This is a genomic window from Gordonia alkanivorans NBRC 16433, assembly GCF_000225505.1.
Taxonomy (GTDB): domain Bacteria; phylum Actinomycetota; class Actinomycetes; order Mycobacteriales; family Mycobacteriaceae; genus Gordonia; species Gordonia alkanivorans.
The window spans coordinates 69236-90927 of the sequence record NZ_BACI01000016.1; the positions used below are offsets into that span (position 1 = coordinate 69236).

Annotated in this window: 18 protein-coding genes; 9 read left to right on the forward strand and 9 right to left on the reverse strand. The window is 67.8% G+C overall.

Annotated elements, in window-relative coordinates; genetic code table 11:
- The first annotated feature begins 57 nt into the window (after positions 1–57).
- Positions 58–660, forward strand: coding sequence for a TetR/AcrR family transcriptional regulator (locus tag GOALK_RS02015; RefSeq protein WP_039880169.1), 603 nt, complete (start codon positions 58–60; stop codon positions 658–660).
- 106 nt (positions 661–766) lie between these two features.
- Here GOALK_RS02015 and GOALK_RS02020 read toward each other — a convergent pair whose 3' ends face one another.
- A complete protein-coding gene (locus GOALK_RS02020; protein ID WP_006357113.1) occupies positions 767–1654 on the reverse strand; it encodes a MaoC/PaaZ C-terminal domain-containing protein in 888 nt (295 codons plus the stop codon).
- Positions 1654–3018, reverse strand: coding sequence for a 3-oxoacyl-ACP reductase (locus GOALK_RS02025; RefSeq protein WP_006357114.1), 1365 nt, complete (start codon positions 3016–3018; stop codon positions 1654–1656). Before GOALK_RS02025 ends, GOALK_RS02020 begins: the two co-directional genes overlap by 1 nt.
- A gap of 89 nt (positions 3019–3107) precedes the next feature.
- Here GOALK_RS02025 and GOALK_RS02030 point away from each other — a divergent pair, with 89 nt between their 5' ends.
- The 3 genes from GOALK_RS02030 to GOALK_RS02040 all read left to right on the forward strand — a co-directional run bounded on the left by GOALK_RS02030 (position 3108) and on the right by GOALK_RS02040 (position 7238).
- Positions 3108–4421 (forward strand): acetyl-CoA C-acetyltransferase, encoded by a 1314-nt coding sequence (locus GOALK_RS02030; protein ID WP_006357115.1) that lies wholly within the window; start codon positions 3108–3110, stop codon positions 4419–4421.
- A gap of 275 nt (positions 4422–4696) precedes the next feature.
- The gene (locus tag GOALK_RS02035; protein WP_232283130.1) at positions 4697–6394 is read left to right on the forward strand and encodes a VanW family protein; all 1698 of its coding nucleotides are present in this window, start codon (positions 4697–4699) and stop codon (positions 6392–6394) included.
- 64 nt (positions 6395–6458) lie between these two features.
- Positions 6459–7238 carry an SDR family NAD(P)-dependent oxidoreductase gene (locus GOALK_RS02040; RefSeq protein WP_006357117.1) on the forward strand — a complete coding sequence of 260 codons (780 nt, stop codon included), beginning with the start codon at positions 6459–6461 and terminating at the stop codon, positions 7236–7238.
- A 72-nt stretch (positions 7239–7310) separates the two neighbouring features.
- On the opposite strand, the gene GOALK_RS02045 is transcribed toward GOALK_RS02040, so the two are convergent.
- Positions 7311–8366: a zinc-dependent alcohol dehydrogenase family protein gene (locus GOALK_RS02045; RefSeq protein WP_006357118.1), complete on the reverse strand. Its 1056-nt coding sequence runs from the start codon at positions 8364–8366 to the stop codon at positions 7311–7313.
- 180 nt (positions 8367–8546) lie between these two features.
- Entirely contained in the window at positions 8547–10382 is a 1836-nt protein-coding gene (locus GOALK_RS02050; protein ID WP_040003937.1) for an acyl-CoA dehydrogenase, read from the reverse strand.
- A 307-nt stretch (positions 10383–10689) separates the two neighbouring features.
- Here GOALK_RS02050 and GOALK_RS02055 point away from each other — a divergent pair, with 307 nt between their 5' ends.
- Positions 10690–11205 (forward strand): Rv2253 family sensor-like surface protein, encoded by a 516-nt coding sequence (locus GOALK_RS02055; RefSeq protein WP_232283131.1) that lies wholly within the window; start codon positions 10690–10692, stop codon positions 11203–11205.
- 8 nt (positions 11206–11213) lie between these two features.
- On the opposite strand, the gene GOALK_RS02060 is transcribed toward GOALK_RS02055, so the two are convergent.
- Entirely contained in the window at positions 11214–11984 is a 771-nt protein-coding gene (locus tag GOALK_RS02060) for a deoxyribonuclease IV (protein WP_006357122.1), read from the reverse strand.
- 70 nt (positions 11985–12054) lie between these two features.
- Complete coding sequence (locus tag GOALK_RS02065; RefSeq protein WP_005194730.1) at positions 12055–12270, reverse strand: hypothetical protein; 216 nt, start codon at positions 12268–12270, stop codon at positions 12055–12057.
- A gap of 248 nt (positions 12271–12518) precedes the next feature.
- Here GOALK_RS02065 and GOALK_RS02070 point away from each other — a divergent pair, with 248 nt between their 5' ends.
- The 3 genes from GOALK_RS02070 (at position 12519) to GOALK_RS02080 (ending at position 15002) form a co-directional block, all read left to right on the forward strand.
- A complete protein-coding gene (locus tag GOALK_RS02070; protein ID WP_006357123.1) occupies positions 12519–13796 on the forward strand; it encodes a phosphatase PAP2 family protein in 1278 nt (425 codons plus the stop codon).
- Between the two features lie 88 nt (positions 13797–13884).
- Positions 13885–14244 carry a hypothetical protein gene (locus GOALK_RS02075; protein WP_006357124.1) on the forward strand — a complete coding sequence of 120 codons (360 nt, stop codon included), beginning with the start codon at positions 13885–13887 and terminating at the stop codon, positions 14242–14244.
- Positions 14245–14315: 71 nt separating this feature from the next.
- A complete protein-coding gene (locus tag GOALK_RS02080; protein WP_006357125.1) occupies positions 14316–15002 on the forward strand; it encodes a DUF305 domain-containing protein in 687 nt (228 codons plus the stop codon).
- Between the two features lie 64 nt (positions 15003–15066).
- Here the strand turns inward: GOALK_RS02080 and GOALK_RS02085 are convergent, their stop codons facing one another.
- Both GOALK_RS02085 and GOALK_RS02090 read right to left on the reverse strand, forming a co-directional pair.
- Entirely contained in the window at positions 15067–16128 is a 1062-nt protein-coding gene (locus tag GOALK_RS02085) for a glycoside hydrolase family 183 protein (RefSeq protein WP_035753787.1), read from the reverse strand.
- Between the two features lie 69 nt (positions 16129–16197).
- Positions 16198–17064: an acyl-CoA thioesterase domain-containing protein gene (locus GOALK_RS02090; RefSeq protein ID WP_006357127.1), complete on the reverse strand. Its 867-nt coding sequence runs from the start codon at positions 17062–17064 to the stop codon at positions 16198–16200.
- An 89-nt stretch (positions 17065–17153) separates the two neighbouring features.
- On the opposite strand from GOALK_RS02090, the gene GOALK_RS02095 reads away from it, so the two are divergent.
- Positions 17154–17735: an HdeD family acid-resistance protein gene (locus GOALK_RS02095; RefSeq protein WP_035753790.1), complete on the forward strand. Its 582-nt coding sequence runs from the start codon at positions 17154–17156 to the stop codon at positions 17733–17735.
- A 15-nt stretch (positions 17736–17750) separates the two neighbouring features.
- On the opposite strand, the gene GOALK_RS02100 is transcribed toward GOALK_RS02095, so the two are convergent.
- Positions 17751–21632 carry a Pls/PosA family non-ribosomal peptide synthetase gene (locus tag GOALK_RS02100; protein ID WP_006357130.1) on the reverse strand — a complete coding sequence of 1294 codons (3882 nt, stop codon included), beginning with the start codon at positions 21630–21632 and terminating at the stop codon, positions 17751–17753.
- Positions 21633–21692 lie beyond the last annotated feature (60 nt).

Sequence of the window (21692 nt, forward strand, 5' to 3'; positions counted from 1 at the left end):
CTTGGTAAGTTTATTGGGTATCGTCGTTCGGACACGACAGCGAGGATGGAGTTGGCCATGTCGGGCGGAACCAAGCGCCTGCCGCGCGCAGTGCGTGAGCAGCAGATGCTCGACGCCGCCGTGAAGGTGTTCGCGCAGAACGGTTTCCGCGAGACCTCGATGGATGCCATCGCGTCCGAGGCGCAGATCTCCAAGCCGATGCTGTACCTGTACTACGGCTCCAAGGAGGAGCTGTTCAGCGCCTGCATCGCCCGTGAGTCCGGACTCTTCATCGACGCGATGAGCGTCGGCTTCGACCCGTCACTCACCCAGCGCGAGCAGGCCGTCACCGTCATCCGTGAGTTCCTCCGCTTCGTGCACGAGAACCGCGAGTCGTGGCGTGTGCTGTACCGCGTCGCGATCGGGACCGCGAGCTTCGCCGGCATCGTCTCCGACAGTCGCCAGCGCGTGACGGAGATGGTCGCCGCGCTCATCAAGGCCGGCACCACCGTGGAGACCGCCGGCGACATCGACTTCGAGCTCACCGCCGTCGCCATCGTCGGCGCCTGCGAGGCGGTCGCCGACCGAATCACCGAGGGTGACGTCGACCTCGAGAAGGCCACCAACATGCTCGTCGGCATCGCCTGGCGCGGCCTGAAGGGTGTCGGTACCGACATCTGAGGCTTGGCCCTGAGTAGCGAGCTTGCGAGCGTATCGAAGGGCGCTCACACGATCCGTTCCCGCTCACGCGAATGGGGTGAGCGGGAACGGATCTCGTGAGCGAAAATCAGCCCTTCCGCGTCGTCGCGGTGAGGTGGGGGAATCCCTTGCGACGGTCGCGGATCGCGATGTCGAAGTTGCCCTCGCCGTCGATGCGGCGGGTGTAGAGGTTCACCTTGGCGGGCAGCAGGATCGGCTTGCCGAACTTGACGTCGTAGGTGACCGCGCCGGGCAGCTGGGCCTCGACGTTTGCGATTGCCGCTGCGGCGCTCCACATCCCGTGGGCAATCGCCTTGGGGAAGCCGAAGGCCTTGGCGGTCAGGTTCGCCATGTGGATCGGGTTGCGGTCGCCCGATGCGGCGGCGTACTCGCGGATGCGTCCCAGGTCCACGGACAGAACCGAATCCGGCGGCGGCGGGGTCTTCGACTTCGGTTCGGGACCGCGCGGCTCGTCGGACAGGCTGGTCCGCTGCTGCTTGAGGAACGTCGCCGTCTGCGTCGTCACCAGCTCGGTGCCGACGCTGATCTCGCTGATGACGTCGACGAGGATGCCCTTGCGGTGCTCCCGCAGGTTCTCCGCGTGGGTCTCGATGGACAGCGGCTCGCCGACCTCGATCGGACGCTTCCGCTCGATCTTGTTCGTCATGTGGACCGAACCGATTGCACCGAACGGGAACTCGTCCGACGTCAGCAGCTTCATGACCACCGGGAACTGCAGCACGAACGGGTACGTCACCGGCAGGGTGGCGCCGAAGCGCTGACCGGTTGCATGGCAGTACGCCTGCAGCGCAGCGGGATCGACGCGGACGCCCTCGAGCCGGTAGTGAGTGTCGGGCAGCGGCGCGTCGGCCGGGACGCGGGCCGGCTTGCCGACGCCCGGCAGCATCCCGGTGACGGCCTTGCCGTACAGCTCGCCGGTGCCGGGGGCGCCGGGAAGAGTGATCGTCTTACCCATCACGCACCCAGGAATCCCTGGCCGCAGACGCGGACCACGTTGCCGGTGATGGCGCTGCTCGCCGGGTTGGCGAAGTAGGCGACGGTCTCGGCGACGTCGACGGTCTGGCCGCCCTGCTGCAGCGAGCTCATCAGGCGACCGGCCTCGCGGGTGGCCAGCGGGATCGCCGCGGTCATCTTGGTCTCGATGAAGCCGGGGGCGACGGCGTTGATGGTGATGCCCTTCTCGCCCAGGATCGGCGCGTAGGCGTCGACCAGGCCGATGACACCGGCCTTCGATGCGCCGTAGTTGGTCTGGCCGCGGTTACCGGCGATCCCGGCGATCGACGAGACGTCGATGACCGCGCCGCCCTCACGGAGCGCACCCTTCTCCAGCAGCTTCTCGACGAGGGTCTGCGGAGCGATGAGGTTCACCGCGATGACGGCGTCCCAGCGGGCGTCGTCCATGTTGGCGAGCAATTTGTCGCGGGTGATGCCGGCGTTGTTGACGATGATGTCGATGCCGCCGTGGCGCTCGAGGGCGTGCTCGGCGAGCTTGTCGCCGGCGTCGGGAGCGGTCACATCCAGCGGGAACGCGGTGCCGCCGACCTTGTTGGCCGTCTCCGACAGCGCGTCCCCGGCCTGCGGGACGTCGGCGGCGATGACGTGGGCGCCGTCGCGGGCGAGGACCTCGGCGATGGTCGCGCCGATGCCGCGGGCGGCGCCGGTCACCACGGCGACCTTGCCCTCCAGCGGACGATCCCAGTCCTTCGGGGCGGTCGCGTCGGCCGAACCGACGCGGATGACCTGTGCGTCGACGAAAGCGGACTTGGCCGACAGCACGAAGCGTACGGTCGATTCCAGGCCGCTCAGACCGGTCTGGGCGTCCGGCGAGACGTACACGAGCTGGACGGTTGAGCCCTTGAGCAGCTCCTTGCCGAGCGAGCGGGTGAAGCCCTCGAGGGCCCGCTGTGCGACGCGCTCGGACGGATCGGTCACCAGCTCCGGCGTGGTTCCGATGACCAGGAAGCGCGCGCACGGCGCGGTTGAGCGCATGGCCGGCTGGAAGAACTCGAACAACTGACGCAGCTCGGCCGGGGAGGTGATGCCGGTGGCGTCGAAGACCAGGCCGCCGTACTTGTCGGCGCTACGGCCGGTCAGGGCGTTCTGGATGAGGTCGTAATCGTCGCCCGAGAGCATCTCCCGGAGCGGTTCGACGAGGCGCCCCGAGCCTCCGAGCAGCACCGGACCCGGCAGCGGCGGCTCCGACGGCTTGTACCGCCGCAGGGGCGGCGGGACGGGGAGGCCGGCCTGCTTGGCGATGAAAGCGCCCGGGCCGGAATGGACGAAGCTCGAGTACAGGCCAGTTGTTCCGTTGGCGGCCATGTTGGATCTCCTCTGACTGTCGTTCGACAACGAACTTACTGTTGAGTAAGAATACGCTATAGATACCGCACACGACCCTGGAGATCGACGTGGCAGAGAACAGCACCACCCCGAAGAAGCCCGAGACCCGCACCGAGCGCCCGGTGGCGATCCTCGGCGGCAACCGCATTCCGTTTGCCCGCCAGGACAAGGCATATGCCAAGGTCAGCAATCAGGAGATGTTCACCGCCGCTCTCGACGGCCTGGTGAGTCGCTTCAACCTGCAGGGTGAGCAGCTCGGCATGGTCGCCGGCGGCGCCGTGCTCAAGCACGCCCGTGACTTCAATCTCATCCGCGAATCGGTGCTGGGCTCGGCCCTGTCGCCCTACACCCCCGCCTTCGACATCCAGCAGGCGTGCGGCACCGGTCTGCAGGCCATCACGACCGTCGCCGACGGCATCGCACGGGGCCGCTACGACGCCGCGATCGGTGGCGGCGTCGACACCACCTCCGACGCCCCGATCGCCGTGGGCGAGGGCCTGCGTCGCCAGCTGCTCGAGGTCAACCGCGCCCGCTCCACCAAGGACCAGATCCTCGGCGCCGCGAAGCTGCTCACCAAGCTCGGGATCGAGATCCCGCAGAACGGCGAGCCGCGCACCGGGATGTCGATGGGCGAGCACGCCGCCATCACCGCCAAGGAATTCGGCATCAAGCGCGCCGACCAGGACGAGCTCGCCGCACGCAGCCACCAGAACATGGCGGCCGCCTACGACGACGGCTTCTTCGACGACCTGATCACCCCGTTCATGGGTCTGACGCGCGACCAGAACCTGCGCGGCGATTCGACCGCGGAGAAGCTCGCCAAGCTCAAGCCCGTCTTCGGTGTCTCCCTCGGCGACGCGACCATGACCGCGGGCAACTCGACCCCGCTCACCGACGGTGCGTCGACCGTGCTGCTGGGCAGCGACGAGTGGGCCGCCGAGCGCGGTCTTCCGGTGCTCGCGTACTTCGTCGACAGCGAGACCGCTGCAGTCGACTACGTGAACGGACCCGACGGCCTGCTCATGGCCCCGACCTACGCCGTGCCGCGCCTGCTGGCCCGCAACGGTCTCACCCTGCAGGACTTCGACTTCTACGAGATCCACGAGGCGTTCGCGTCGGTGGTGCTCGCGACGCTGCAGGCGTGGGAGTCCGAGGAGTACTGCAAGGAGCGACTGGGCCTCGACTCGGCGCTCGGACCCATCGACCGGTCCAAGCTCAACGTCAACGGCTCCTCGCTCGCCGCGGGTCACCCGTTCGCCGCGACCGGCGGCCGCATCGTCGCGCAGGCGGCGAAGCAGATCAAGGAGAACGGCGGCGGTCGCGCGCTGATCTCGATCTGTGCCGCCGGCGGCCAGGGCGTCACCGCGATCATCGAGGGCTGATCCCTCGTCCGGCACGGTCCGGACCGAGCAGAGGGGACGGATCGAGCGACGAATCGCTCGATCCGTCTCCTTTTGGCACCCCGAATGGGGTCCTTCGTCACATGTTTGGACGAAACGTGGCCCCGAACGTGTCATCGGCCGAAAAGTAGCGTAAACATGAAGACAGCTCGGCAGAGCTGTCAGACCCCCGACCCGACAGCTCAGCCGGGGCACCTACATTTCTGGGGTATGAGTTCTGCGGCCACCACCCCGACTGGCCCAGGTAGTCAGCCGTGATGGATGGAGTTGTGACCACGAGCGCCCGGCGAGCACGCCACGCGGTACGCGCTGCGGTCGTCGTCGTCATCATTTTGGCGCTCGCCCTCTCCATCGACTTCGTCGCCACCCGCGATCACTCCGCACGCGGAGCCGTCGTCGGCGGGATCTCGGCGGGCAACCGCCACGCCGCCAAGCTGAACCCCGTCATCGACGAGCTGACCGCCCGCTCCACGCAGCCGGTCGTCCTGCGCACCCCCGAGGGCTCGGCCGAGGTCGCGCCGACCGAACTGGGGCTGACCTTCGACGCGGACGCGACCCGCGCACGTCTTCTCGAACAGCCGCGCAACCCGCTCACGCGCTTCCTGTCGCTCTTCGGTCGTGACCTCGACGTCGAGCCCGTCGTGACGATCGATCCCGCCGCCATGAACAAGGCCCTCGACGCCCACCGCAGGTCGCTGGAGAAGGCCGCGGTCGAGGGTGGAGTCCACTACGACGGCGCCACGCCGGTCGGCGACGAGCCGGCACCGGGTGAGCGCGTCGCCCGCCAGGCCGCCGCCGTCGTGCTCGTCGACCACTGGCTCGACGGCACGCCGATCGACATGCCGATGGAACCGTTCTCGCCGACCGTGACCTCGGAGGTCGTCGCCGCCACCGTGGCCGGCCCCGCCGACCGCGCGACGTCGGGGTCGGTGAAGCTCATCGACCGGCGCAAGCGCACGGTCGAGGTTCCGGCAGGCGACATCGGGGCGATGCTGACCTTCGTGCCCGACGGAAAGGGCGGTCTCACCCCGCACGTCGACGTCAAGAAAGCGCGCGAGTCTCTCGGCCCCGATCTCGATCCGTCCCAACGCCCCGCCGTCAGTGCGACATTCAGCCTCGCCAGTGGCCGCCCGACCGTCGTGCCCGCGATCACCGGTTCGAAGATCAACTGGGACAAGACACTTCAGGCGCTCGCCACGACGGCGACCGCAGCCGGTGGCAACCGTACCGCCGATGTCGTCTACGACGATGTCGACCCCAAGCTCACCACCGACGCCGCCCGCAAACTCGGTGTGCGCGAACTGATCAGCGAGTACACCACCGACGGCTTCTCGAGTGCCTCCGGTGAGAACATCCGCCTCGTCGCGGCCGAGGTCGACGGCGCGTTGGTCCTGCCCGGCAAGGTCTTCTCGCTCAACGGCCACACGGGTCCGCGAGGCACGGCCGAGGGTTACGTCGACTCGACGATCATCAACAACGGCCGCGCCGCGACGGCCGTCGGCGGCGGCATCTCCCAGTTCGCGACCACCCTCTACAACGCCGCGTACTTCGCGGGTCTCGAGGACGTCGACCACACCGAGCACGCGTATTACATCTCGCGCTATCCGGAGGCCCGGGAGGCCACCGTCTTCGAAGGCGCCATCGACCTGAAGTTCCGCAACAACACCCGGCACGGGGTGCTCATCGAGACCGGTTGGTCGCCGTCCGCGGTGACCGTGAGGTTGTGGGGCACCAAGGCATTCGAGGTCGAGTCGATCACCGGCGAGCGGACCGACCCCACCGAACCGGAACGGATCAAGCTCCCCAAGGGCGACGACTGCATTGCGAGCAGCGGCAGCAAGGGCTTCACGACGTCGAACACGCGGATCATCCGCGACGCGAGGACCGGCCGTGAGATCAACCGGTACACCCGCACCGTGCGGTACGCACCCGAGCCGAACGTGAAGTGCGTGTAGACCGATCGGAGTGTTTCGCGCGGGGTCTTTACCGAGCGATAGAACGCTCGATAGGCTCCGAGTCGTGGATATCAATGGAGCTAGTGCAATCGTCACGGGTGGGGCGTCGGGGATCGGCGCAGCTGCGGCTCGCCAGCTGGCGGCCAAGGGTGCGAAGGTCGTCGTCGCCGACCTGAACGCCGACAAGGGGGAGGAGCTTGCCAAGGAGATCGGCGGTGTCTTCGTCAGCGTCGACGTCACCTCGACCGAACAGATCGAAGCCGCCATCAACGCGGCCACCGAACTCGGCCCGCTGCGTGCCCTGGTCAACTCGGCCGGCATCGGCTGGGCACAGCGCACCATCGGCCGCGACGGGGAGTTCGGTTCGGCGCACAACCTGGACGCCTACAAGAAGGTCATCGCGATCAACCTGATCGGCACCTTCGACTTCATCCGTCTCGCCGCCACCGCGATGAGCCGCAACGAGCCGCTCGACGCCCACGGCGAGCGCGGCGCGATCGTCAACATGGCCAGCGTCGCCGCCTTCGACGGCCAGATCGGTCAGGCGTCGTACTCCTCGTCCAAGGGCGGCGTCGTCGGCATGACCCTGCCGGTCGCGCGTGACCTGGCGGCGGTCGGCATCCGCGTCAACACCATCGCCCCCGGCCTGATCGACACCCCGATCTACGGCGAGGGCGAGGCCGCCGAGGCGTTCAAGGCGAAGCTGGGCGAGTCGGTCCTGTTCCCGCACCGTCTGGGCGCTCCCGACGAGCTGGCCTCGATGGTCGTCGAGCTGGTCACCAACAGCTACATGAACGCTGAAGTGATCCGCGTCGACGGCGGCATCCGGATGCCTCCGAAGTAGTCACCAGCACACATCACCACTCGCCGAACCCACTGCCCCGCGGGGTGGTGGGTTCGGCCGTTCGTGGGTTACTCAGGCCTGTAGGACCACCTTGAGTGCCTTGGTCTCCGCGGCCCGGCCGAAGACGTCGTAGGCCTCCATGATGTCGCCGAGGGCGAAACGGTGGCTGATGAACAGGTCGGGGTCGATCCGACGCTGCGCGACCAGCTTGAGCAGGACGCCGAGCGTGTCGGTGTTCACCAGGCCCATCGAGACGTTGATGTTGGAGATCCACAGATCCTGGAGAGCGAACTCCACCGGGGCGCCGTGCACGCCGACGTTGGCGACATGACCCGCGGGCCGGACGACATCCAGACACATCTGGAAGGTCTGCGGGATGCCCACCGCCTCGATCGCGACGTCGACGCCGAGCCCGTCCGTCATCGCGAGGACCTGGTCCTTCCAATCGGCATCCGACGACACGACGCCGTCGGTCGCGCCGAAGGACTTGGCCTGCTCGATGCGGTTGGGGTCGATGTCGATCGCGATCACGCGGCTCGGTCCGTAGAGTCCCGACGTCGCGATCGTCGCGAGACCCACCGGTCCGGCTCCGACGACGGCCACCACGTCACCGGGTTTGACGTTGCCGTAACGGATACCGATCTCATGCCCGGTCGGCAGGATGTCGCTGAGGACGACGCCCTGCTCGGGCGTGACGCCCGACGGCAGTTTGTAGACCGAGGTCTCGGCGTAGGGGACTCGTACGAGCTCGGCCTGGGTGCCGTCGATGAGGTGTCCGAAGATCCAGCCGATACCCGACGCCCCCTCGTCACCGAGGCAGTGTGAGTGCACTCCCTGCTTACAGAAGTCGCACTTGCCGCAGGCCGATATGCACGACAGGATCACCTGGTCGCCGACTGCGAGAGTGGTTACCGCAGGGCCGATCTCGGTGATCGTCCCGACGCCCTCGTGGCCGAGGATTCGCCCCTTCTCGACCGCGGGGACATCACCTTTGAGGATGTGCAGATCGGTGCCGCAGATGGTGGTGGCGTCCATCTTCACGATGACGTCGGTGGGTTGGAGGATCTTGGGATCGGGTACGTCGTCCCAGCTCTTCTTGCCCGGTCCGTGAAAGACGAGTGCCTTCATGGCTCTCCCTCGAGTTGTCCCCGACTGCCTGTGGTTCCCTTCCCGAGGCTAGGAAACATCGACGGGACTCGCCCGGAGCATCTCGTATTGAGATGCGACCGCAACCGGAAACCCACCACAGATCAGTAAACCCACCGCCTCGCAAGGCGGTGGGTTTACCGATCAAGGGTGGGTGTGCTGTCAGAAGGCCGCTTCGTCGAGCTCCATGATGTCGTTGTCGACGTTCTCGACGGTGACACGGACGGCGGTGAGAAGCGGCAGCATGTTCTTGGCGAAGAAGCTCGCCACGGCGACCTTGCCCTCGTAGAAGGCCTTGTCGCTGTCCGATGCGCCGTTGTCGAGTGCGGCGAGGGCGATCTCGGCCTGGCGCAGGAGCAGCCAGCCGATCATCAGGTCGCCGACGGACATCAGGAAGCGGACCGAACCGAGGCCGACCTTGTACAGCTCGGCCGAGTTCTCCTGGGCGGCCATGAGGCTGCCGGTCAGGGAGGCGGCCATTGCCTGCACGTCTTCGAGGGCGGTCTTCAGCAGGGCGCGCTCGGACTTCAGGCGACCGTTGCCGGCCTCGGAGTCGATGAAGCTCTGGATCTGGCCGGCGACGTGTGCCAGCGCCTGGCCCTTGTCGCGGATGATCTTGCGGAAGAAGAAGTCCTGCGCCTGGATGGCAGTGGTGCCCTCGTAGAGCGAGTCGATCTTCGAGTCACGGATGTACTGCTCGATCGGGTAGTCCTGCAGGAAGCCGGAACCACCGAGGGTCTGCAGGGACTCGTGGCCGAGGGTGCCGTAGGCGCGCTCGGAACCGACACCCTTGACGATCGGGAGCAGCAGATCGTTGACGCGAGCGGCCATCTCGGCGTCGGCGCCGGAGACGATCTTCGCGGCGGCGACGTCCTGGTGCGACGCGGTGTAGAGGTAGACCGCACGCAGGCCCTCGGCGTAGGCCTTCTGGGTCATGAGCGAACGACGCACGTCCGGGTGGTGGGTGATCGACACGCGCGGTGCGGCCTTGTCGGTCATCTGGGTCATGTCGGCACCCTGGATGCGCTCCTTGGCGTACTCGAGCGCGTTCAGGTAGCCGGTCGACAGGGTCGAGATGGCCTTGGTGCCCACCATCATTCGAGCGTGCTCGATGACCTCGAACATCTGGGCGATGCCCTTGTGGACCTCGCCGACGAGCCAGCCCTTGGCGGGGATGCCGTGCTGACCGAAGGTGACCTCACAGGTGGCCGACGCCTTGATGCCCATCTTGTGCTCGACGTTGGTGACGAAGACGCCGTTGCGCTCGCCGAGTTCACCGGTCTCGAAGTCGAAGTGGAACTTCGGCACGAAGAACAGCGACAGGCCCTTGGTGCCCGGGCCGGCGCCCTCGGGGCGGGCGAGCACCAGGTGGAAGATGTTCTCGGTCATGTCCTGGTCGGCCGAGGTGATGAAGCGCTTCACACCGTCGATGTGCCAGGAGCCGTCCTCCTGCTGGGTGGCCTTGGTGCGGCCGGCGCCCACGTCCGAACCGGCGTCCGGCTCGGTGAGGACCATGGTGGCGCCCCAGCCGCGCTCGGCGCAGATGGTGGCCCACTTCTTCTGCTCGTCGGTGCCGTTGTTGTAGAAGATCTCGGAGAACCCGGCGCCGGCGGCGTACATGAACACCGGCGGGTTGGCGCCGAGGATCATCTCGCCGATGGCCCAGTACAGCGAACGCGGGGCGGGGAGGCCGCCGAGCTCCTCATGGATGCCGATCTTGTCCCAGCCGCCTTCGATGAGGGCGTTGTAGGACTTCTTGAAGCTCTCCGGGATGGTGACACTGTGGGTCTCCGGGTCGAAGACCGGCGGGTTGCGGTCGGCGTCGACGAAGGATTCGGCGATGGGGCCCTCGGCGAGTGCCTTGACCTCGCGGAGCATGTCGACGGCGGTCTCGTGGTCGAGATCGCCGAAGTCGCCCGACTCCAGCACCTTGTCGAGCTCGAACAGCTCGAACAGGTTGAACTGCAGGTCGCGCATGTTGCTCTTGTAATGGCCCATGGTGAATTCCTTCTCTGGTGTGGCCGTATGCGTGATGACGGTGTTGTCTTCCAGGTCCCGGTCCGACCCCACTCGGTTGAAGTGGGTACCGGCCGGGCGTGGTGTAGCTGTCTCGGTTCGAGCTAAGTTACTCGCCGGTAACCCTCAATATAGACCCATATCGCCAGGGGATCAATCGCCGTTTATGTGATCTCCTCCGCCGGCAGGACGGACTAAGTCCCACGACAATTCCGACAACCGCTGCAGGTGAGGGCCGGATGCGGTCCAATCGGACATGCGCACACGACGCGGGACCAGAATTCGGATCATGATCTTCGTGGCAGCGGTCGTCGCTGTCGGACTGGCACCGATGGTGAGCGCCGCTCCGGCGCACGCCGCCGATCCCGCGTGGAACGGGGTGTACTCGCTCAAGCGGTTCGCGGCGTCGAAGACGGGCACCAGCCTCGCGGCGAGGCAGGCGGAGCCGGACTTCTCCGACGACTACACCTTCACGACCTCATGCGACGGCGGTACGTGCGTGGCGACGGTGATCGACGGGCCGAAACCCGCGAACCCGACGCTCCCGCAACCGCCTCGCTACACCTGGGAGGCGGGATCGTGGGTGCACCGCTACGACTGGCAATGGGATTGCTGGCAGGGCGCGGGGGTGCCCAAGGTGTGGCGACCGGCGACGTCGGTCGCCACGTACGCCCCACAGGGCGACGGCACGCTGAAAGGCGTGTGGCGAACCACGATCGACGGCGGGCCCTGCGACGGGACGGTGGTCATGAACGTCGCCGCGTATCCGGTGACTCCGCCGGCTCCCGGCTGGAACCTGTCGTGACAGACGCCCTACAGCGCTGAGCGCAGGTACTCGAGGTCTTCGGGGATGCCCTCGGCGGGTGTCTCCAGGATCACCGGTGCGTCGGCGGCCTTGGCCACGGCGGCGAGTATCTCGGGGTCGATCTGACCCGACGCCAGGTTGGCGTGACGGTCGCGGCCGGAGTCGAACTCGTCGCGAGAGTTGTTGAGGTGCACCAGGTCGATGCGTCCGGTGATCTCCTTGACGCGCTCGACCAGTCCGACGAGATCCTCCCCGCCGGCCCAGGCGTGGCAGGTGTCGAGACAGAAGCCGGCCTGCTCGAAGTCGCCGACTGCTTCCCACAGCCGGTCGATGGACTCGAGGGTGCGTGCCATCGCGTGGTCGCCGCCGGCGGTGTTCTCGATCAGGATCGGCACCCCGAAGCCGCCCTTGTCGACCTGGCGGTCGAAGAGCTTGCGCCAGTTGGCGAATCCCTCGGCCGACGCCTCGCCGTCACGCAGATGACCACCGTGTACGACGAGGCCGAAGGCGCCGAGTTCGGCGGCCGCGGCGGCCTGCTGTTCGACGGCCTTGCGCGACGGCATGCGCAGCCGGTTGTTCAGGCTCGCGACGTTGATCTGATAGCTGGAGTGCACGACGACGTCGATGTCGGATTCGCGGATCGCGGCCGCATGAGGATTCGGTTGCGGCTTCTTCCAGCTCTGCGGATCGGTGACGAACATCTGGAAGACGTCGATGCCGAGTTCGGCGGCGGTGACCAGTGGGTCGGTGTCCTCGCGAAGGTGTGCTCCGATGCGCATGGGTCAACGATAGTGGCCGCCTCCGGGCGGCACCGCCGATGCCCGGGGTCGGCTCGCTCGGCGCGTCGGGTCACTCGCCAGGCGCCGGCTCCGTCTCGATCGTGATCGGCACACCGGCTGCGATCAGCAGACGGCAGGGGGCCGCGCTGTCGTGATACAGATTCAGCCACTCATGGCCGCGGGTCCCGTCGGAGTACACCGCATCGAGGGTGCGATTCAGTCGAGCCTCCGCCTCCTTGGTGATGATGTAGCGCTGGTCGCCGTAGCGCAGGTAGCGATTGGGCACCGAGACCTCCTCTGGGATGGGGCATTGCAGGTCTTCAGTGTGATCCACGACACGCCCAGTGGACGTGAATCCGTCGAAACGGGTCGTCGGCGCGGGTGATCACGGTGGTCGCGACGACCAGCCCGCACGTGCTGTGCAGCGGTGGCTCACCAATCGGACATGGCCACTACACTGACGGCAGGTTACGAGCGTGGGTGCCCTGAGGGGCGTGACGGGCGGGATTGTGTCGGGTGAGTGTTGACGAGTCGGTGGGCTTCCCGCGGCCGGGTAAGTCCTCGGAGCGCGGTGAGGGCCAGGAGCCTGATGACACGACCTCGGCGGAGGTGACGCTGTCGAAGTCTGACCGGTCGAGCGCAGGATCAGACGTCGACCCGCCCGAGATGGCGCCGGTCTTCGACGACCTGGCCGCTGCCGCCGAGATGGAAGCCCACCCGGAGAACCGTCGCGACCTGACCATGGTCCGGCGCATCGCGGTCACGGCTTGGTTCCTGGTGATGGCAGTGCACATCTACCTCGAGGGTCTGGCGTGGGACCGCACGCGGCTCATCATCCTGCTCTGCCTCGGACTGGCTGCGGCGAGCATCGGGCGCCGCAAGTTCATCACGATCATCCTCGACTGGGCGCCGTTCGCGCTGATCCTGATCCTCTACGACTGGACGCGCAACATCGCCCAGATCGTCGGCATGCCGACTCACTGGCACCTGGCGATCGATTTCGACAAATGGCTCATGGGTGGCGACATCACCCCGACCGCGTGGCTGCAGGAGCAGCTCAAGCAGGCGAGTCCTCCGTGGTGGGAGGTCATCGTCAGCATCGTCTACATGTCGTACTTCATCGTCCCGTACGCGGTGGCGGCCTGGCTGTGGCTCAAGGACCGCACGGCCTGGCGCCGTTACGCGGCCTGCTTCGTGGCGACCACATTTCTCGCGCTGGTCGGCTACACCCTCGTCCCCGGCGCACCGCCGTGGGCGGCGGCGCGGTGCACCGCGGTCGAGGTGCAGGACTACCCCCGCGATCCGATCTGCATGTACTCGACGGAGGCCGACGATCAGGGAGGTCTCCTCGGACCCCTGGACAATGCGTACCCCGACGCCGAGCCGTACGTCGAGCGGATCTCCGCGCGTGGCTGGAACTACCTGAACATCAGCATGGCGTCGCAGCTCGTCACGCTCGGACAGGGCAAGTCCAATCTCGTCGCCGCCATCCCGTCCCTGCATGCCGGTCTCACCATGTTGCTGGCACTCTTCATGTGGCCACGGGTCAAGGCGCTCGGAAAAACGCTCTTCATGGGCTACGCGCTCGCGATGGCCTTCGCCCTCATCTACACCGCCGAGCACTACATCTTCGACATCCTGCTCGGGTGGGGTCTCGCCGCGGGCGTGATCGCGGCGTACCGGATCATCGACCGGAAGTACCTGATCCCGCGGCAGAAGCGTCTGGCCGCCGAGGCGGAAGCCGAAGCCGCCGAGGTCGAATCCGACAGCGAGGACCCGGACGCGGAGAAGGTCTCGACGCCCGCGTCATGACCTCGCTAGCCTGGGAGAGGTGAGCCGGCCTGGGCCCCGGGCCGCCATCTGGTTCCGGGGGCTGATAGTTCCTCTCGCGCTCGCGGTGATGCTCATGCACACCGTGATCGCGGGTCCGGCCACGGCGTCCAGCCATCCCGACGCCCACTTCGACCCTGCCGGTCACCACTCGCCGTCGACGGGTTCGGCGATGACACCAGCCGCAGTGATGGGCGAACACCCGGCGATGTCCGGTGAGGACTGCGGCGACCATGACCACGCGTGTGTGTTCACCCGCGCCGCCGGCATCGACATCCCGCCCGTGGTCCTCGTACTACTGATCTGGGCATTCCTGTCCTTGTCGGTGGCCGGGCTGTACCGTCCGGCTCGCCGGGGCATCGTCGTCCTGGGGCGTCCGCCCCCGTGGGCGATCCGAACCCACCTGCAGTTGCAGGTGGTCCGCTGCTGAGGAGACGTCTGCGGACCTTTCGGGTCCGCCATGTCGTCGTATCCGAAAACCCTCAGCAGCAAGGAAATCCAATGTCTGTACAGCACAATGCCAATATTCGACGCCGCGTTGCGGTCGGAACCGCCGTCGGCGCCGCGCTCGCCCTGGCCCTCGCCGGGTGTTCATCCGACGAGTCGCCTTCCGGAACCACCACCGCAGACCGCCCCGCGACCTCGTCCCCGGCGGACGCGTCTGCGCCGGGCCAGTCGCCCGCCGCGAAGCACAACGACGCGGACGTCGAGTTCACCACCGAGATGATCCCCCACCACCGGCAGGCGGTGATGATGGCCGACCTCGTCGAAGGCCGGACGCAGAACCGCGAACTGATCACTCTCGCCGACACCATCGAGGACGCACAGGACGACGAGATCGACCAGATGACAGCGCGTTTGAAGTCGTGGGGGGTGCCGGTGGCCGGACACATGGACGACGACGGGGACATGGGCCACGGGAACATGGGCCACGGGAACATGGGTCACGGGGACATGCCGGGAATGATGTCCGCCGAGCAGATGGCGGCGCTCCGTCAGGCCAGCGGTGGCGAGTTCGACCGACTGTGGCTCGAGGGCATGATCCGGCACCACGAGGGTGCCATCGCGATGGCCGACGAGGTGCTGGCCAACGGTACCGACCCGGCGACCAGAGCCCTTGCCACACAGGTCACGACGACGCAGCAGGCCGAGATCGACCAGATGCGGGCGATGCTGGGCCAGAACTGACGGCATGAAAGCGAGGTGGGGCGGTTCGGAGGAGATCTCCGAACCGCCCCACATCTCTCGAGCGTCATCGCTTGAGCGGCAACCTCATCAGGTAGACCTGGTAGCCGATCGAGATCGAGTACGTGAAGTACAGGGTGCTGCCCTTCGACCACGGGTGGATGTACGGCGCATAGCCGGTGTACGGGTCGGCGGACGGCGCCACGAGCTCACCCGAAGTCCACGGACCCCAGGGCTTGTCGGCGGTCCGGAGGGTCACGCCGATGTCCTGGCTGGCCAGCGAGATGTACTTGCCGAGATAGTCGTTCCACGCGACAGACATCTCGCCGGTCGGCGCGCCCATCACCGGGGTGGCGGCGCCGGGGTTGTTGCGGACCCAGCGGCCGTAGGAGAAGTAGTCCCACTTGCCGAGGTTCTCGATGTCCTTCTCGTCGACCCGGGCCAGGTACACGCCGCCCCAGCGGCCGTCGGGGGTGCCGTAGTGGTAGACGGTCTTGCCGACCTTCAGGAAGGCGCCCATCTGGAACTTCTTGTTGCCACCGCCGTTGGGGCGGAAGGCGTCGAGCGCACGCCAGTTCTCGCCGTTGTCGTCGGACACCACCAGGCCCGACCAGTTGGTCGTCCAGATGCCCGGCGAATCCCACCGTTTGACCGACATGACGGTCATGTACTGCTTGCCGTTGGCGGCGACACCCGCGGTCGGGATGATGGTGACCTCGCGACGGACGTTCGGCTTCAGTAGACGCTTGGCGTGCCCGGGACGGCCGGCGTGCGAGGTGAACGTCATGCCGTCGGCCAGGTTGCGGTCGGTGCTGCGCAACAGGACGTTGGACCGCCAGTAGTACAGCTCGCCGTACAGCAGTGACCAGCCGTTGAACGACTGGGTGTCGCCGAAGGCGGTGAGAATCTCGCCACGTCCGTTGTCCCACATGACGCCCAGATCGGTGCCCACGATGTTGTGGCGGCCGACGGTGTCGTTCATGGCGAACGGGCCGGTGAGGCGGTTGACGATGGTCGCCGGGCCCGCGGCGTTCGTGGCCTGCGCCGGCGAGGCCAGCGTGGACGTCAGGGCAAGCGCGAGGGTCGAGACGACGAGACCCAGGAGAAGCCGATGAAGGCGTCGTGTCATGGGCGTGACCATATCAAGACCTGAGAGCCCTGTGGGAAGTAATTTGCCTGGTTAAATACAGGTTCTTCCTCATGCTTCGCGGTAGCGCTCGGAGGTGTCCACAGTGGTGAAGTCGATCTGGGCGGCGGCGTTGTTGACCGCCGTGACGAGCGCCGTCCCGAACATGCCGTCGGCGTCGTAGAGACCGGCGTTGCTGACCGAGACCCCGTCGTCCTCGATGTGGATGTCCGCCTCGACACCGATCCGCTCACCGTGGGGCAGGCGGCTCAGCGCAACGGTGAGATCGCAGTTGATGAAGCCGATCCCGGTACTACCCCAGTTCGAGATGAGGCTCGCCGACTCGGCGCTGACCACCGCACGCTGGAACGGCGTCGGCTCCTCGCCCGGCACGATCGGGGCCGCGCGGGTCCAGATCCGCTTGCGGTGACCGTTCTGGTGACCCGACATGTCCCGCTGCCACTCGCCGAGGCCGCCGTCCGGCGCGTCGGAGGCGAATCGCGGTGCGAGGTCATCGCCGGTGGTCGCCGGCGGATGAAAGGTGACCATCTCCGGCGGCCGGTGCCACCGCTCACCCGGAGGGTTGGTCGACGTTCGCAGGAACACCGTCGTCCCGCGTGCCACCACCACCTCGTCGGCGCCGTCGGGATGCTGGACGATTTCCACGTCGACGACGCGGATTCGCCCGCCGGAACGGATGAGCCGCGTCCGGGTCGAGGTGAGAACGTCTCGGGCGGCCTTGAACAGATCGATCGTGCACCGGGCGGGCAGGAACTCTTCCGTGCCGAATTCCACCTCGACCGCCCGAGCGGCGAGCGCGCACACCGCCGGACCGTTGAGGGTTCCCGGGGCCCAGAGACTCGCGGCGAAGGTGGTCGGGCGGTACCTGATCTCGCCGGACGGGTCGCCGGCCCTCTCGAAGAACGCGATGGAGGTCATTCGATACTTACTACCGGTACGAGTATCAGTTTGTGCCACGGGCCCTCAAGGACAGCGTGTCACGGCCCTCCGGGCGATAACCTTCGACCATGACTTTCGCGACGGCGTACACGAAGCATTTCCCTGATGAACTGATCGGCGCCGTCCGGACGGCCCTGATCATCACCTCGATCGTCGGCATCGTGCTCGGCATCGTTGCCATCATCTGGCCCGGCCCGACCATCGTCGTGGTCGCGATCCTGTTCGCGATCTCGCTGATCATCGCCGGCATCTTCCGCATCTACCAGGCCTTCGCGGCGTCGTTCCTGAGTACGGGCGTCCGTGCCCTGCTCGGTGTGGTCGGCGTGATCGTGCTGCTCGCGGGCATCATCGCGCTCTTCAGCCCCGGTGACGCGGTCTGGCTGCTCGCGGTCTTCATCGGCATCGGCTGGATCTTCCAGGGCGTCGCCGACCTCTACGGCGCGGTCACCAAGTCCGGCCACAGCCCGACCTGGTTCCTGATCCTCTCCGGCATCATCTCGGTGATCGCCGGCATCGTGATGATCATCCTGCCGGTCTTCTCGCTCCAGGTCCTGGCCTGGGTCGGCGGCATCATGCTTGTCGCACTGTCCATCGCGACGCTGCTGACGCTCCCGAAGAAGGTCGAGGCCCCGGCCGAGCCCGCGGTCTGACCGCAGCGGCGAGACCTATCTCGCCGTCGGCCATGGGGCGATGGGGTTGCCCTGCCAGCGGGTGTGCGCGGGTACGACGTCGCCGCGCATGACCAGCGATGCCGGTCCGACCGTTGCCGATTCGCCCAGCCCCGACGCCGGGAGCGCGACGCAGTGCGGCCCCAACGTCGCGCCGGCGTCGAGGGTGACACGGTCGATGGCCATGACGCGGTCGTGGAACAGATGGGTCTGGACGACGCAGCCGCGCTGGACGGTCGCGCCGTCGCCGAGGCTGACGAGGTCGGCCTCGGGGAGCCAGTAGGTCTCGCACCACACGCCACGTCCGATGCGGGCGCCGAGCAGGCGCAGCCACAGGTTGAGGATCGGTGTCCCGGTGGCGGCGTTGGCGAACCACGGTGCGGCCACGGTCTCGACGAAGGCGTCGGACAGTTCGTTGCGCCAGACGAAGGAGCTCCACAGCGGGTGCTCGCTGACGGTGATGCGGCCGACGACAAGCCATTTCGCGGCGGCCGCGGTGCCACACGCGACGGCGCCGACCCCGAGCAGCAGTAGTCCGCTGACCAGCGCGGTGACGCCGTAGTGCACGTGGACGGCGACGTACTGCAATGCGATCAGCATGCCGACGCCGAGCCCGAAGGACACCATCACCGGGATGAGGCGGAGGGTCTCGATGACCGAACGTGCCACCTTCAGCTTCGTCGGCGGATCGAAGGTGCGGGAGGTGTCGGTCTCGGCGGCGGTGCGGCGCAGGCGGACCGGGGGACTGCCGAGCCAGCTCGACCCCGACTTCGCTCGGTTCGGCGTCGCCGACAGCACGGCGACCAGGCCGTTCTTGGGCACCTTGCGGCCCGGGCCGGTCATCCCCGAATTGCCGAGGAACGAGCGTTTGCCGATCTTCGCCTCGTCGATGTGCAACCAGCCGCCCCCGAGCTCGTACGACGCGACCATCGTGTCGTCGGCGAGGAAGGCGCCGTCGCCGATGGTGGTGAAGCGCGGCAGCACCAGTGCCGTCGAGATCTCGGTGCCCTTGCCGACCTTGGCACCCAACACGCGGAACCAGACCGGCGTGAGCAGGCTCGCGTAGAGCGGGAACAGGTAGGTGCGGGCGGCGTCGAGGAGGCGTTCGGTCAGCCAGACCTGCCAGCCGACGCGTGACCGCACCGGGTGGTAGCCGGTGCTCAGGCCCAGGGATGCCAGCCGCACCAGCACCGCGGTGATCGCGGCGAAGACGGCCAGACTGGTGAGGGTCGCCGCCGGCAGGAGGATCACGGCGCGGATCGCGACGTCGCGCAACCGGTCGGCGGAGAGGGCCCACAGGCCGATGACGGCGAGTCCCGCGGCCAGTGAGATCAGCGGGATCGCGGCCAGCACCAGCGACGACAACCCGTATATCGGCACCCAGGCGCGGGCGCGTGGCGGCCGATGATCGGGCCATGGGTGCATGGCCTTGCCGACCTTGACCGCGGGTGAACCGGCCCAGTGCTGGCGCGCCTTCACCCGGCCGAACACCGCCGACCCGGGTGCGACGACGGCGTCGCGTCCGACGACGGCCCCCGGCATGAGCGTCGAGCGCGCACCGATCGACGCCCCGCGCTTGATGGCGATCTCCCCGATGTGGACCACATCGCCGTCGATCCACCAGCCGGCGAGGTCGACCTCCGGCTCCACCGACGCGCCCTCACCGACCGTCAGCAGACCGGTGACCGGCGGGATCGTATGCAGGTCGACGTCGCCACCGATCCGCGCCCCGAGTGCCCGGGCGAGGTAGATCATCCACGGCGCACCGGACAGGTTCGCCGCGCCGCTCGCGTCGAGGAGCCGTTCGGCCACCCACAGACGCACATGCACGTTGCCGCCGCGCGGGTACACACCCGGTGTGACCCCGGCGAGGAGCAGGCGGGAGCCCAACGCCGCGATGCACATCCGGCCGGGCGGGGTGATGAAGAGCAGGAAGGCCGCGAGCAGGACCCACCAGTTCACCTCGACCAGCCACGGGACCGAACGATCCAGCCGGTCGGCCACGACGGCGCCCAGGTTGTTCACCACGCCGAGCCAGGTCGCCCACTGCAGACCGGTCAGGGTAGTCAGCGGAACGGTCAGCGCGAGCTGGGCGAGACCCGTCGCGCGTGGCGTGGGTGCGACATCGCGTTCGACGATGCTGGTCGCCGGTCGGCGCGCGTCGAGCATCTCCGCCATCGATCCCAGTCGCGGATGGTCGTAGAGGTCGGCCACCGAGATGTCGGGGTGGCGCCCACGGATCGCGGTCACCAGCTGCGCGGCCGCGAGCGAACCACCGCCCTCCGCGAAGAAGTCCACGTCGGGATGGGTGATCCGGATGCCGAGCACATCGGTCCACAACTGGGCCAGCCACAGCTCGGTCTCGCCGAGTTCGACGTCGTCATCCACTGGTCTGCTGCTGCCCGGCAGAGGCCAGGGCAGCGCATCACGATCAACCTTTCCCGAAGTGCGCGTGGGCAGTTCGTCGACGACGGCGAGGGTTGGGACCATCGCGGCGGGCAGATGGCGGGTGAGCTCGGCGTGTGCTGCCGAAGCGTCGAAGTCGGGGTCGGTGGAGACCAGATAGCCGACGAGCAGGCTGTTGCCCGCCGCCGACTTGCGGACTGCGGCGGCAGCTCCGCTCACGCCGGGCAGATTCTGCAGGGCGTTGTCGATCTCGCCGAGTTCTATGCGTCGACCGCCGACCTTCACCTGGTCGTCGGCGCGGCCCATGAAGATCAGGCCCGCGGGGTCGAGCCGCACGAGATCTCCGCTGCGATAGGCGCGTTCCCAGCCCAGGGCCGGCATCGGTGCGTACTTCTCGGCGTCCTTGGCCGGGTCGAGGTAGCGGGCCAGGCCGACGCCGCCGATGACCAACTCGCCGACCTCGCCCTCGGCGACGGGGTTGCCGTCCGCGTCGACGACCGCGAGATCCCAACCCTGCAAGGGCAATCCGATGCGCACCGGCCCGGGGCCGCCCAGTGGGGCGGCGCAGGCGACGACCGTCGCCTCGGTGGGGCCGTAGGTGTTCCAGACCTCGCGACCGGGTACGGCGAGGCGGTCGGCGAGTTCCGGCGGGCAGGCCTCGCCGCCGAAGATCAACAGCCGCACGGCTTCCAGGGCCTCCGGTGGCCACAGCGAGGCCAGGGTCGGCACGGTGGAGACGACGGTGATGTCGCGGGCCACCAGCCACGGCCCCAGGTCCATGCCGCTGCGCACCAGCGATCGGGGCGCCGGGACGAGGCAGGCGCCGTTGCGCCAGGCCAGCCACATCTCCTCGCACGAGGCGTCGAAGGCGACCGAGAGCCCGGCCAGGACCCGGTCACCGGGTCCGATCGGCTCGTCGGGGAGGAACATGTGTGCCTCGGCGTCGACGAAGGCTGCCGCATTGCGGTGCGTGACCGCCACGCCCTTCGGCGTTCCCGTGGAGCCCGAGGTGAAGATGATCCACGCGTCGTCGGCAGGGGTCGGCCGTGCCGGGGCCGTGCTCGTCCCGGCGGCGGGTTTCGTCGGGCGAGGGCCGTCGGCGTCGACGATCGCATCGACACCGGCCTCGCCGAAGACGAGTTCGGCGCGCTCATCGGGGTCGTCGGCGTCGACGGGGACGTAGGCGGCGCCGGCGTAGAGGGTGGCCAGGATGGCGACGTAGAGGTCACGCGACCCGGAGGGCATCCGGATGCCGACGCGGCTGCCGTGTCCGACGCCGACCTCGGCGAAACGCGCGACGGTGCGGCGGATCAGGGCCAGCAGCTGGCCGTAGGTGAGGGTGACGTCGCCGTCGTCGATCGCGGGCGCATCGGGGTGCGCACGCGCGGTCGCGGTGAGGACATCGCACAGGGTTCGCGGATCGCCTGCCTGCGCGGACCGCAGGAACTGCGGAAGGATCTGTACCTGCGTCACGGCCACCGTCTTGTCACGAGTTCGAGAATATAGCGGACCCAGGTGGCCGGCAGGCCAAGG